Origin of the sequence: Klebsiella sp. K47, from assembly GCF_051858335.1 — a bacterium.
Classification (GTDB): domain Bacteria; phylum Pseudomonadota; class Gammaproteobacteria; order Enterobacterales; family Enterobacteriaceae; genus Klebsiella; species Klebsiella pneumoniae.
Genome location: NZ_JBPYUI010000004.1, coordinates 152,530 through 165,037, shown reverse-complemented (window position 1 = coordinate 165,037; position 12,508 = coordinate 152,530). Strand labels below are relative to the sequence as shown.

Genomic DNA, 12,508 nt, shown 5'->3' with positions numbered 1-12,508 from the left:
CGCACAATTTCTACATCGATTTTACGGTTATTCGCTTATACAGTGTGTTTAGTCGCAGTTTAACTTTGTAACTATCATGCTTAAACTCTCCGTATGCTTACTGACCTGTAACTCTGCGCGCCTGCTGATGGAGGTACTGCCGCCTCTGCTGAAGGTTGCCGATGAATGTATCGTCGTCGACTCCGGCAGTACCGACGAAACCGTCGCTATTTGCCAGCAGTTTGGTCTCACCGTCCATCACCATGCCTATAAAGCCCACGGCGCGCAGATGAACTATGCCATCGGGCTGGCCAGCCATGACTGGGTGCTGTGCATGGACAGCGACGAAATTCTTGATAATGACGTGGTGACGGCCATTCAGGCGCTAAAAGCGGGGGAGGAGCCTGACCCGACCTGCGCCTGGCGTCTGCCGCGCTACTGGTTTGTGCTAGGCAAACAGGTACGGACTATCTACCCCATTTCCTCACCGGATTATCCGGTGCGCCTCTTTAATCGCCAGCAGGCGCGGTTTAACGATCGGCCGGTGGATGACCAGGTGGTCGGACACGCGAGCTCCGTCAGGCTGCCGGGCTTCGTTCGCCACGATACCTTTTATTCGCTGCATGAAGTGTTTAATAAGCTGAACAGCTATACCACCCGGCTGGTGAAGTACCAGCAGATTAAACCTTCGCTGACGCGGGGGATCGTCAGCGCCATTGGCGCTTTCTTTAAGTGGTATCTGTTTAGCGGGGCGTGGCGCTATGGCAAGGTCGGCGTGGTGACCGGCCTGTACGCGACGTTTTACAGCTTTCTGAAATATTTTAAGGCGTGGTACGCCCACGAAGATAACCAGGCGCCCGTCGCGCAAAAGCGAACGGACCCCTGAGTAGTCTAGTTGCCGGGGTTGTCCCAGCCCTGCCATTTGAGGCGATAGTACTGGATCAGCGCGCTCTGGCTGATGCTATCGCTGAGGATAGTGAAGAAGCGACTGGCGTTCACAGGCTCCAGCGGGCGCTTCGGTTTGCAAGACTTCACGCCATGGAACGGATTACGCGGCTTCTGCTGCGTTTGTTGCGCGGGCGGCTGGGCGTAGTTTGGCGTCGAGTTGTCGACCTGCGGCTCGTTGAGCAGGCTGCTCGGGCGCACCAGCGTGATATCCGGCGGCAGGTTATAGACCATCTGCTGCAGCACCCGCACCGTCGTCGGATGCGGATGGCCAATGGCTATCGCCGAACCGTTGCGCCGCGCCAGGGCGATGGCGCGATTGAACTGGTTGCGGATATCGGCTTCATTCTGCGTATCGTCGAGAAACACTTTGCGCTTAATCACCTTCACGCCGGTACCCTGCGCGGCGCGCATGGCCTGGGTGTTGCCGATGGTGACGCTGTCGAGAAAATAGAGATTGTAGCGCTCCAGGGCCTGCATCACCTTCTGCATGCCAAACAGGTTGGAGGTCATCGCGCTGCCCATATGGTTATTCAGCCCGACGGCGTAAGGGACTTTGCCGTAAGCCTCGCGAATAATGCGCTCGATCTCCTCGCTGCTCATTTCGGGACGCAGGGTGTCTTTTTCCAGCGGCTGTTTGCTGAGCGGTGCCATTGGCAGGTGGATGAGCACTTCATGGCCCTGATTATGCGCTTTAGTGGCCATTTCCCGGGCGTGCGGCGCGTTCGGCAGCACGGCGACGGAGATAGTTGCCGGCAGCGCCAGCACCTGATTCTCGGTCTGCGGGCGGTAGCCAAAATCGTCAATAACGATGGAGAGTTTGCCAGCGAACGCTGGCGCCGCCAGAGCCAGCGAACCGGCTACGGCAAGAGCAATTGCGCGAAATTGAAGCAAAACTTATCTTCCCAACCACGGCTGTGGATTGACCGCCTGACCCTGGCGGCGAATTTCGAAATAGAGCGACGGACGGCCCTGACCGCCGCTGCTGCCTACGAGCGCGATAGGCTGGCCGGCACGCACCTGGGTACCAACGCTGACCAGCGCGCTTTGGTTATAGCCATACAGGCTCATGTCGCCTTTGCCATGTTCGACCACCACCACCAGACCATAGCCCTGCAGCCAGTCGGCCAGAATGACCCGACCATCGGCAATGGCTCTGACTTCGGTGCCTTCAGACGCGGCGATAACCATCCCTTTCCAACGTAGTTCACCTTGCAGCTGTTCGCCATATCGATGAAGGAGCGGACCGCGAACCGGCCAGAACGCCTGACCGCGCGGCGAGCCCAGCCCGCCGGTGCGTGACATCAGCGAACGCTCGCTTTCCGTTGGTTTATAGGTGGTGCCTTTGCGCGATGCTTCCTGCTGGCGGTCGCGCACCGCCTGCGCGTCGCGTGCTTCCCGATCGGCTCGGGCTTTGGCGGCAGCCTCCGCCTGGGCGATACGACCGCGTAGGCGCGATTCGTTAGCCCGCAATTCACTTAACTGTTGCTGACCTTGCTGAATGGAGGATTCCAGTCCGGAAAGGGTCTTTTTCCGTTCGTTACGCGCCTGCTCCAGCTTCGCCTGCTGGGCCTTTTGCTCGTAGACCAGCGTCTGCTGCTGGCTCTGCTTCTCTTCGAGCATCGACTTTTGCACCGCCATCTCTTCGCGCGTTTTCTTCAGTTCCGCGATAGTCTCCTGGCGGGCCTGGTTGAAATAGCTGAAATAGACCTGCATCCGCTGATTGCGCTGGCCCTCTTCACCGCTGAGCACCATCTGGATGCCGGTATGCGGCCCCTGGCGGAAAGCGGCATCGAGCTGCGCGGCGAGGTTCCGCTCCTGAGACGCGCGCTGGCGCTCCAGCTTCGCGAGAGCGGCGTTCATCTCGTCAATCTGCTTATTGAGCTGGTTCAGGCTATCCTGGGTTTCGCGCAGTTTGCGGGCCGCGGCGGCGATCGCCTCTTCCTGCGCTTTGAGCTGGGCGAGCAGGCTTGCGCGCTGCTGCTGCTGTTGCTTAATCGCCCGCTGCCTGGCGGCGATGTCGGCCTGGATGGACTTTAGCTGATCGCGATCGTCGGCATGCGCAGATGACGCGCACAGCAATACGCCAGCGCTGAGCGCGCTGGCGTAAAGGACGGATCGAACTGCCGCTGCGATCCATGTAGTTGAATACATCGCCTTTCCCCTCATGGGGAAGGATTATTCCACGATGAACAGCGGCTTGCCAGTCATCTCTTGCGGGATTTCCATTCCCATCAGCGACAGCATGGTCGGGGCGATGTCGGAAAGTTTGCCGCCGTTGACCGCTTTGACCGCTTTATTACCGACGTAGATCAGCGGAACCGGCAGATTGGTATGGGCGGTGTGCGCCTGGCCGGTGGCCGGGTCGCGCATCTGCTCGGCGTTGCCGTGGTCGGCGGTGATCAGCAGCTGGCCGCCAACGGATTCCACCGCCTGAGCCACCTGGTCGATGCAGCGATCCAGCGCTTCAACCGCTTTTACGGCAGCTTCCATCACCCCGGTATGGCCAACCATATCGCCGTTCGGGTAGTTACAGATGATGGTGTCGTATTTTCCGCCTTTGATGGCGGCGACCAGTTTCTCGGTCAGCTCGGCGGAGCTCATTTCCGGCTGCAGATCGTAGGTCGCCACTTTCGGCGAGTTAATCAGGATCCGCTCTTCGCCTTTAAACGGCTCTTCTACGCCGCCGTTGAAGAAGAAGGTGACGTGAGCGTATTTTTCAGTTTCGGAGATGCGCAGCTGGGTTTTATCGTGCTTCGCCATCCACTCGCCGAAGGTATTGGCCAGCGAGGCGGGCGGATAGGCGCAGGCGACTTTGATGTCGGCGGCGTATTCGGTGAGCATCACGAAATCGAGATTAACCACTTTCTTACGCGCAAAGCCGTCGAAGTCGGCGTTGACGAAGGCGCGGGTGATTTCACGCGCGCGGTCGGCACGGAAGTTCATGAAGATCAGCGCGTCGCCGTCTTCCATCGCGGCATCGGCCTGGCCGGCGGCGCGGATAACGGTGGCTTTCACGAATTCGTCGTTTTCGTCACGGGCGTAGGCGGCCTGCAGACCCGCGACGGCGGTATCGGCCTGGAATTCGCCTTTGGCCAGGGTCAGCAGATCATAAGCTTGTTCTACGCGATCCCAGCGGTTGTCGCGGTCCATGGCGTAATAGCGGCCGATGAGCGATGCGATGCGACCTTTGCCCAGCGCGGCAAATTTGGCTTCGAATGTCGCCAGCGTTTTTTCCGCACTGCGCGGCGGCGTATCACGGCCGTCGAGGAAGGCGTGCAGGTAGATCTTCTCAGCGCCGCGCTCTGCCGCCAGCTCCACCATCGCCATGATGTGATCTTCGTGGCTGTGGACGCCGCCTGGCGACATCAGGCCCATGATATGTACTGCTTTGCCGGCGGCAACCGCTTTATCGACCGCGGCGGTCAGTACCGGGTTGGCGAAGAAGGTGCGTTCTTTAATTTCCACATCGAGACGGGTCAGGTCCTGATAGACGATACGACCGGCGCCCAGGTTGACGTGGCCTACTTCGGAGTTCCCCATCTGACGGTCCGGCAGGCCGACTTCGAGGCCGGATGCATCGATCAGGGTATGTGGACGTTTGGCCCACAGCGCGTCCATTACCGGCGTTTTAGCGCTATAAATGGCGTTATCCTGTTGGTCTTCGCGATAGCCGTAGCCATCCAGAATCACCAGTACCATAGGTTTTTTAGAAACCGACATTGCGACAACCTCATGCTCAAAGACAGAAATTTTGCGTAATTTTACTACAGCTGAATCGTTTAAATCCCCGTGAAAGATCAAAGAAAGGGAGCGGCCGGGCCGCGCCGGGTCAGCGAGAGCGGCTTTTTTTCGCCACCGCCCGCAGAAAATACATTACATCGCGCTCACTGGCTGTAATTGCCGCAAGGCACAGGTATACTCCTTTCCTGGTTTTTTTCTCACTTAGTCGGGAGTTGTAACCCCCCATGCAAGAAATTATGCAATTCATCGGCCGTCACCCGGTCCTGAGCATCGCGTGGATCGCGCTGCTGGGTGCGGTAGTGTTCACCACCTTCAAGGGGCTGATGTCGAAAGTTAAAGTCATCACCCGTGGTGAAGCGACGCGTCTTATCAATAAAGAAGATGCGGTGGTGGTCGACCTGCGTCAGCGTGACGATTTCCGTAAAGGCCATATTGCCGGCGCTATTAACCTGCTGCCCAGCGATATCAAAGCCAATAACGTCGGCGAGTTGGAAAAACACAAATCGCAACCCATTATTGTGGTAGACGGTTCCGGCATGCAGGCGCAAGAGCCCGCCAGCGCGCTGAACAAAGCCGGGTTTGAAAAAGTCTTTGTACTGAAAGAGGGCATTGCTGGCTGGAGCGGCGAAAACCTCCCTCTGGTACGCGGCAAATAACTTACCTCGCGTGGTGATGCCGCCGCGTTTTCTCCTTCATGCCTGACGTGAAGGGAACACAGGCTGCGGCGTAAAACCCTCAGGGTAACAACAGGAGTGAAGTCATGGCCAATATTGAGATCTACACCAAAGCGACCTGCCCGTTCTGCATCCGCGCGAAAGCGCTGCTGAACAGCAAAGGCGTAACGTTCCATGAGTTGCCGATCGATGGCGATGCCGCGAAGCGTGAGGAGATGATCCAGCGCAGCGGACGGACGACGGTTCCGCAGATTTTTATTGATGCGCAGCACATTGGCGGCTGTGACGACTTGTATGCGCTTGATTCACGTGGTGGACTTGATCCCCTCTTGCGCTAATTTTTGCGCGCTTTCCCTGGCGGAAGCGCGTATTTAAGGACAACACGAAAGGGTTTTACTATGTCAGAACAAAACAGCACCGAAATGACCTTCCAGATCCAGCGTATCTATACCAAAGATATCTCTTTTGAAGCGCCGAACGCGCCGCAAGTTTTCCAGAAAGACTGGCAGCCGGAAGTTAAACTTGATCTGGATACCGCCTCCACCCAGCTGGCTGAAGGCGTTTATGAAGTGGTGCTGCGTGTGACCGTGACCGCTGCGCTGGGCGAAGAAACCGCGTTCCTCTGTGAAGTACAGCAGGGCGGTATTTTCTCCATTGACGGCATCGAAGGCACCCAGATGGCGCACTGCCTCGGCGCATACTGCCCGAACATTCTGTTCCCGTACGCGCGCGAGTGCATCACCAGCCTGGTTTCCCGCGGTACCTTCCCGCAACTTAACCTTGCGCCAGTGAACTTCGACGCGCTGTTCATGAACTATCTGCAGCAGCAGGCTGGCGAAGGTGCTGAACAACATCAGGATGCCTGATGAACGCACTTAATGCTGCAATGACTGTGATCGGTGCCGGCTCTTACGGCACCGCTCTTGCCATCACCCTGGCAAGAAATGGCCACCACGTTGTGCTGTGGGGCCATGACCCGAAACATATCGCGACGCTGCAACACGATCGCTGCAACGCCGCGTTCCTTCCCGATGTGCCTTTCCCGGATACGCTGCATCTTGAGAGCGACCTGGCCACCGCGCTGGCCGCCAGCCGCGACATCCTTGTCGTGGTGCCGAGCCATGTATTCGGTCAGGTGTTACGCCAGATTAAACCGCTGATGCGTTCCGACGCGCGGCTGGTGTGGGCCACCAAAGGCCTTGAGGCCGAAACCGGCCGTCTGCTGCAGGACGTGGCGCGTGAAGCGCTGGGCGATGATATTCCGCTGGCGGTGATCTCGGGGCCAACCTTCGCCAAAGAGCTGGCCGCCGGCCTGCCGACGGCGATTTCGCTGGCGGCCACGGATCCGCATTTTGCGGAGGACCTTCAGCGCCTACTGCACTGCGGCAAAAGCTTCCGCGTCTACATCAACCCGGACTTTATCGGCGTGCAGCTCGGCGGCGCGGTGAAAAACGTCATTGCCATCGGGGCAGGTATGTCGGACGGCATCGGCTTCGGCGCCAATGCGCGTACGGCGCTGATTACCCGTGGGCTGGTGGAAATGTCCCGCCTCGGCGCGGCGCTGGGCGCCGATCCGGAAACCTTTATGGGCATGGCCGGCCTCGGTGACCTGGTGCTCACCTGCACCGACAACCAGTCCCGTAACCGTCGCTTCGGCATGATGCTCGGCCAGGGTATGGACGTGCAGAGCGCCCAGGACAAGATTGGCCAGGTGGTTGAAGGCTACCGCAATACCAAGGAAGTTCGCGTTCTGGCACAGCGTTTAGGTGTCGAAATGCCAATAACCGAGGAAATTTATCAGGTATTGTATTGCGGAAAAATTGCGCGCGAGGCAGCATTGACCTTATTGGGTCGCGCCCGCAAGGACGAGCGCAGCAGCAATTAGCTTTCCTTTGTCACCTGAATGACCCTGCCAGCGCAGAACTGGCAGGTCATTACTATATCGCCTGGAGTATGCAATGCCGTGTGAAGAACTGGATATCGTCTGGAATAATATTAAAGCCGAAGCCCGGGCTTTGGCTGACTGTGAGCCGATGCTCGCCAGTTTTTACCACGCAACGCTACTCAAGCATGAAAATCTCGGCAGCGCGCTGAGCTATATGCTGGCCAACAAGCTGGCTTCCCCGATTATGCCGGCGATCGCCATTCGCGAAGTGGTGGAAGAGGCCTACGCCGCCGATCCGGAAATGATCGCCTCCGCCGCCTGCGATATTCAGGCGGTGCGCACGCGCGACCCGGCGGTGGATAAATACTCCACGCCGTTGCTCTATCTGAAGGGTTTCCATGCCCTGCAGGCCTATCGTATCGGCCACTGGCTGTGGACTCAGGGGCGACGCGCGCTGGCGATTTTCCTGCAAAATCAAGTCTCCGTCTCTTTCCAGGTGGATATCCACCCGGCGGCGAAAATCGGCCGCGGGATCATGCTCGACCATGCCACCGGCATTGTGGTCGGCGAAACGGCGGTGATTGAAGATGACGTCTCTATTCTGCAGTCGGTCACCCTCGGCGGGACCGGTAAAACCAGCGGCGACCGTCATCCGAAAATTCGCGAAGGCGTAATGATTGGCGCCGGGGCGAAGATCCTCGGCAATATTGAAGTCGGGCGTGGCGCGAAGATTGGCGCCGGTTCGGTGGTATTGCAGCCGGTTCCGCCGCACACCACCGCGGCGGGCGTACCGGCGCGTATCGTCGGCAAGCCGGAGAGCGACAAGCCGGCGATGGATATGGATCAGCATTTCAACGGCATCCACCACACCTTCGAGTACGGCGACGGGATTTGATGTATTGCCCTGCTAAGCACAGAAATGTAGCCCGGATAAGGCGCAACGCGCCGTAATCCGGGAACCGCTCAGGTTAGCTGCGCAAGACCGCGCCAGGATACCCCAGCTGGCGCCAGGCTTCATACACCACCACCGACACCGCGTTTGACAGGTTCATACTGCGGCTGTCCGGCATCATCGGAATACGGATTTTCTGCTCCGGCGGCAGGGCATCGAGGATGCTGGCCGGCAGACCGCGGGTTTCCGGGCCAAACATCAAGAAATCGCCGTCCTGATAGCTCACTGCGCTGTGCGCAGGCGTGCCTTTGGTGGTCAGGGCGAACAGACGCTGCGGCTGCGCGCTGGCGACAAACGCCGCGTAATCCGCATGGCGCTGCACGGCAGTGAACTCGTGATAGTCCAGTCCGGCGCGTCTCAGGCGTTTATCGTCCCAGGTGAAGCCCATCGGCTCAATGATATGCAGACTGAAGCCCGTGTTGGCGCACAGGCGGATAATATTCCCGGTGTTCGGCGGGATCTCTGGTTCGAATAACACGATGTTCAGCATACTGCCCCCTTAATTGCGGGGGGCAGAATAGCAGATATTTGGCGAACCCTCACCCTGAGGGAGAGGGGCGGCGTAAGGGAAAACGTGGAGAATTACGCGGCGTTATTCTGCTTCAGCGCATCGAAGGTCTGCAGCGCTTCGGCGTTCTGCACCAGCGAATCACGGCTGATTTCACGGATACTTTTCGCCCCGGTGAGGGTCATCGCCACTTTCATCTCTTTCTCGATGAGGTTCAGCAGATTCGCCACGCCCTGCTTACCGTGGGTCGCCAGGGCGTACAGGTAAGCGCGGCCCAGTAGCACGCTGTCGGCGCCCAGAGCGATCATCCGCACCACGTCGAGCCCGTTACGGATGCCGCTGTCGGCGAGAATAGTGATGTCGCCTTTCACCGCGTCGGCAATTGCCGGCAGGGCGCGGGCCGAGGAGAGCACGCCATCGAGCTGGCGGCCGCCGTGGTTGGAGACGACAATGCCGTCAGCGCCGAAGCGCACCGCATCGCGGGCGTCCTCCGGATCGAGGATCCCTTTGATCACCATCGGACCGTCCCAGAAATCGCGGATCCACTCCAGGTCTTTCCATGAAATCGACGGATCGAAGTTATTCGCCAGCCAGCCGATGTAATCCTCAAGCCCGGTCGGTTTGCCGAGATAGGCGGAGATATTGCCCAGATCGTGCGGGCGACCGTTAAGGCCGACGTCCCACGCCCACTGCGGATGGGTGACGGCCTGCCAGTAGCGGCGCAGGGCGGCGTTCGGGCCACTCATGCCGGAATGGGCGTCGCGGTAGCGGGCGCCGGGAGTCGGCATATCGACGGTAAAGACCAGCGTCGAGCAGCCGGCGGCTTTGGCGCGCTCCAGCGCATTGCGCATAAAGCCGCGGTCGCGCAGGACATACAGCTGGAACCACATCGGGCGCTTGATGGTCGGGGCGACCTCTTCGATCGGGCAGACGGAAACGGTAGAGAGGGTGAACGGAATGCCTTTGTCGTCCGCCGCGCCGGCGGCCTGCACTTCGCCGCGGCGGGCGTACATCCCGCACAGCCCGACCGGCGCCAACGCCGTCGGCATCGCCAGCTTCTCGTTGAATAACGTCGTTTCCAGACTCAGGTCCGACATATTGCGCAAAATACGCTGGCGCAAGGCTACATCGGAAAGGTCCTCGACGTTGCGGCGCAGGGTATGTTCGGCGTAGGCGCCGCCGTCAATATAGTGGAACAGAAACGGCGGCAGGATACGCTGTGCGGCGGCGCGATAGTCGCTGGCGGCGGAAATAATCATCACGAGTTCTCCCTGGAATTTTCATTGTGGTCACCGGGCAGGCGGGTAATTCGCGCCTGGCGGGCCTGGTCTTCATCAAAACGTTTGATGGTGGCGTGGACAAAGCCTAAGTGGCCCATCATCGCCTGGCGCGCCGCCTCGGCGTCGCCGGCGACAATCGCCTCCATGACGGCCTGGTGCTGTTCGGTCAGGCGGGCAAACACCGGCGGCACCTGATACATGCGCTGGCGGCTCTGCTTAACGGAGGAGTGCAGCAGGTCGAAAAAGCCGCGCATGGTTTGCAGGAGCACCACGTTATGCGAGGCTTCGGCGATCGCCAGGTGAAAGCGGACATCCGCCTGCGAGGCGATATCCGGGTCTTCACTCTGGGTCGCTTCAAAGCACAGACGAATTTTTTCTTTATCGGCGTCGGTGGCGCGCATCGCCGCGTGCCACGCGGTGCTGGCTTCGATGGCGTGGCGAGCTTCGAGGATATCGAAGCTGTAGTCCGGGTCATCGGCCAGCAGCGTCTTCAGCGGCTGGACGATGTTTTGCTCTGACCACGGCTCATGCTGAAAGCGGACGAAGGTGCCGCCGCCGCGACGGCTCAACAGCACCCCTTCATTGACCAGCATCGCCAGCGCTTCGCGCAGGGAATTGCGTGAGACGCCGAGCTGGGCGGCGAGCTGGCGCTCGGCGGGCAGTCGCATGCCCGCCTCCAGCTGTTGTTCTTCAATCAGCGCCCGGACGCGACGCGCCACGTCGTCGGCCAGGCGTTTAGGCATCACTATCACGGGATCATCCAGGTTAAAACGTAGGCCTGCAGCGTGGTGATCAGCCCCACCATGCAGGTGAAGATCAGGCTATGTTTGACGGTAAAGCGGAACAGATCCGACTCTTTGCCCACCAGGCCTACCGCGGCGCAGGCGATGGCGATCGACTGCGGGGAAATCATCTTGCCGGTAACGCCGCCGGTGGTATTAGCCGCGACCAGCAGAATATCGGAGACGCCAATCTGCTGCGCCGCCGTTGCCTGCAGCGCGGCGAACAGGGCGTTAGACGAGGTGTCCGAACCGGTCAGGAATACCCCCAGCCAGCCAAGGAACGGCGAGAAGAAGGTAAACGCGTGGCCGGTATGGGCCAGCGCCAGGGCCAGGGTCGACGACAGCCCGGAATAGTTAGAGATAAAGGCGAACGCCAGCACCATGCCGATAGAGTAGATCGGCAGCGCCAGATCCTTCAGCGTCCCGGCGAAGGTGGTCAGCGCATCTTTCGGCTTCATGCGCAGCCAGACGATGGACAGCAGGGCGGCGAACAGAATGGCGGTGCCAGTTGCCGACAGCCAGTCGAATTTATATACCGCGGCGTAGGGCGTTGCGGCGCTAACCACCGGCGGCATACGGGCAACCATTTTGTCGAGGAATGGTACCGAAATATTGATAACGAAGTCATACATCGCGCCGCCAGGAGCGAACAGCGCTTTGAATGGCGGCACGCTCCACAGGGTCACGGTGGCGGTCAGGAACAGGAACGGCGACCAGGCGCGGATCACTTGTCCCGCCGTGTAGCGTGTGCGGGCCAGCGTCATATCCACCTGCGAGGCGCCGAGATCGCCGAAGCGGAAGATGCGTACCGGATGCCAGCGTTTGAGGAACAGGGTCAGACAGACCAGGGAGACCAGCGACGAGATGATATCCGGCAGCTCCGGGCCAAGGAAGTTAGAGCTGAGGTACTGGGCAATAGCGAACGAACCGCCTGCGACTATCACCGCCGGCCAGGTCTCTTTAATGCCGCGCCAGCCATCCATAATCGCCATGATCCAGAACAGCACGATAATGGTCAGGAACGGCAGCTGGCGGCCCACCATCTGGCCGATGGCGAAGCTATCGATACCGGTCACCTGGCCGGCGACCAGAATCGGGATGCCCATCGCACCGAAGGCCACCGGCGCGGTGTTGACGATCAGGCACAGGCCAGCCGCATACAGCGGGTTAAACCCGAGACCAACCAGCAGCGCGGCGGTAATCGCCACCGGTGCGCCGAAACCCGCCGCCCCTTCGAGAAAGGCGCCGAACGAGAAGCCGACGATCAGCATCTGCAGGCGCTGGTCCGGCGTAATCGACAGAATCGATGAGCGGATGATGTCGAACTGTCCGGTCTTCACCGAGATTTTATAGACGAAGACCGCGGCGATAATAATCCACGCGATAGGCCACAGGCCGTAGAAGAAGCCGTAGACCACCGAGGCTAAGGCGCGGTCCACCGGCATTTTATAGAACAGTAAGGCAACGACCAGCGCGATTGCGACGGTCCAGGTGGCAGCGATGTAGCCTTTCAGTTTGAGCTTAATCAGCGCAAAAAAGAAAAACAGAATCGGTAGCGATGCGATAAGACTGGATAGCCAGATATTACCGGCGGGATCGTAGTTTTGTTGCCAGAGATTCATGCAGGGTCTCCATCGGGCCGCCAGGAGAGGAGGGCTGAGTCTGCGCTCATTGCCGATCCCATCGAAGGTAAAATTGGCCCGGCCAATTAAGGGTATCAGGGTTGATGACAACGAATGGTTAATCAGATGTTGCTCAC

Annotated in this window: 13 protein-coding genes; 6 read left to right on the top strand and 7 right to left on the bottom strand. The window is 59.4% G+C overall.

The genetic code is table 11. From position 1 onward, the window contains the following. The first annotated feature begins 76 nt into the window (after positions 1-76). Entirely contained in the window at positions 77-865 is a 789-nt protein-coding gene (locus RRF55_RS05420; protein WP_002922460.1) for a glycosyltransferase family 2 protein, read from the top strand. A 5-nt stretch (positions 866-870) separates the two neighbouring features. On the opposite strand, the gene RRF55_RS05415 is transcribed toward RRF55_RS05420, so the two are convergent. The 3 genes from RRF55_RS05415 to gpmM are packed head-to-tail and all read right to left on the bottom strand — an operon-like array spanning position 871 to position 4,647. Next, positions 871-1,818 carry a divergent polysaccharide deacetylase family protein gene (locus RRF55_RS05415; RefSeq protein WP_002922459.1) on the bottom strand — a complete coding sequence of 316 codons (948 nt, stop codon included), beginning with the start codon at positions 1,816-1,818 and terminating at the stop codon, positions 871-873. Positions 1,819-1,821: 3 nt separating this feature from the next. Next, positions 1,822-3,093: a murein hydrolase activator EnvC gene (envC, locus tag RRF55_RS05410; protein WP_002922458.1), complete on the bottom strand. Its 1,272-nt coding sequence runs from the start codon at positions 3,091-3,093 to the stop codon at positions 1,822-1,824. 9 nt (positions 3,094-3,102) lie between these two features. After that, positions 3,103-4,647, bottom strand: a complete 1,545-nt coding sequence (gene gpmM / locus RRF55_RS05405) for a 2,3-bisphosphoglycerate-independent phosphoglycerate mutase (RefSeq protein WP_004152046.1) — start codon at positions 4,645-4,647, stop codon at positions 3,103-3,105. Between the two features lie 245 nt (positions 4,648-4,892). Here gpmM and RRF55_RS05400 point away from each other — a divergent pair, with 245 nt between their 5' ends. The 5 genes from RRF55_RS05400 (at position 4,893) to cysE (ending at position 8,122) form a co-directional block, all read left to right on the top strand. Continuing rightward, complete coding sequence (locus RRF55_RS05400; RefSeq protein WP_002922436.1) at positions 4,893-5,324, top strand: rhodanese-like domain-containing protein; 432 nt, start codon at positions 4,893-4,895, stop codon at positions 5,322-5,324. Positions 5,325-5,428: 104 nt separating this feature from the next. After that, positions 5,429-5,680 carry a glutaredoxin 3 gene (grxC, locus tag RRF55_RS05395; protein WP_002922429.1) on the top strand — a complete coding sequence of 84 codons (252 nt, stop codon included), beginning with the start codon at positions 5,429-5,431 and terminating at the stop codon, positions 5,678-5,680. A gap of 60 nt (positions 5,681-5,740) precedes the next feature. Further along, positions 5,741-6,208 (top strand): protein-export chaperone SecB, encoded by a 468-nt coding sequence (gene secB / locus RRF55_RS05390; RefSeq protein WP_002922428.1) that lies wholly within the window; start codon positions 5,741-5,743, stop codon positions 6,206-6,208. After that, positions 6,208-7,227 carry an NAD(P)H-dependent glycerol-3-phosphate dehydrogenase gene (gene gpsA / locus RRF55_RS05385; protein ID WP_130974860.1) on the top strand — a complete coding sequence of 340 codons (1,020 nt, stop codon included), beginning with the start codon at positions 6,208-6,210 and terminating at the stop codon, positions 7,225-7,227. Before secB ends, gpsA begins: the two co-directional genes overlap by 1 nt. A gap of 73 nt (positions 7,228-7,300) precedes the next feature. Further along, positions 7,301-8,122: a serine O-acetyltransferase gene (gene cysE, locus RRF55_RS05380; protein WP_002922426.1), complete on the top strand. Its 822-nt coding sequence runs from the start codon at positions 7,301-7,303 to the stop codon at positions 8,120-8,122. 73 nt (positions 8,123-8,195) lie between these two features. Here the strand turns inward: cysE and trmL are convergent, their stop codons facing one another. The 4 genes from trmL to lldP form a co-directional block, all read right to left on the bottom strand. Next, on the bottom strand, positions 8,196-8,669 hold the full coding sequence (gene trmL, locus RRF55_RS05375) for a tRNA (uridine(34)/cytosine(34)/5-carboxymethylaminomethyluridine(34)-2'-O)-methyltransferase TrmL (RefSeq protein ID WP_002922423.1): 474 nt from the start codon (positions 8,667-8,669) through the stop codon (positions 8,196-8,198). A 92-nt stretch (positions 8,670-8,761) separates the two neighbouring features. Further along, complete coding sequence (gene lldD / locus RRF55_RS05370) at positions 8,762-9,946, bottom strand: FMN-dependent L-lactate dehydrogenase LldD (protein ID WP_002922420.1); 1,185 nt, start codon at positions 9,944-9,946, stop codon at positions 8,762-8,764. Next, a complete protein-coding gene (gene lldR, locus RRF55_RS05365) occupies positions 9,946-10,719 on the bottom strand; it encodes a transcriptional regulator LldR (protein WP_002922415.1) in 774 nt (257 codons plus the stop codon). The genes lldD and lldR overlap by 1 nt, the downstream gene beginning before the upstream one ends. Next, positions 10,716-12,371, bottom strand: coding sequence for an L-lactate permease (gene lldP, locus RRF55_RS05360; protein WP_130974861.1), 1,656 nt, complete (start codon positions 12,369-12,371; stop codon positions 10,716-10,718). Before lldP ends, lldR begins: the two co-directional genes overlap by 4 nt. Between the last annotated feature and the right edge of the window lie 137 nt (positions 12,372-12,508).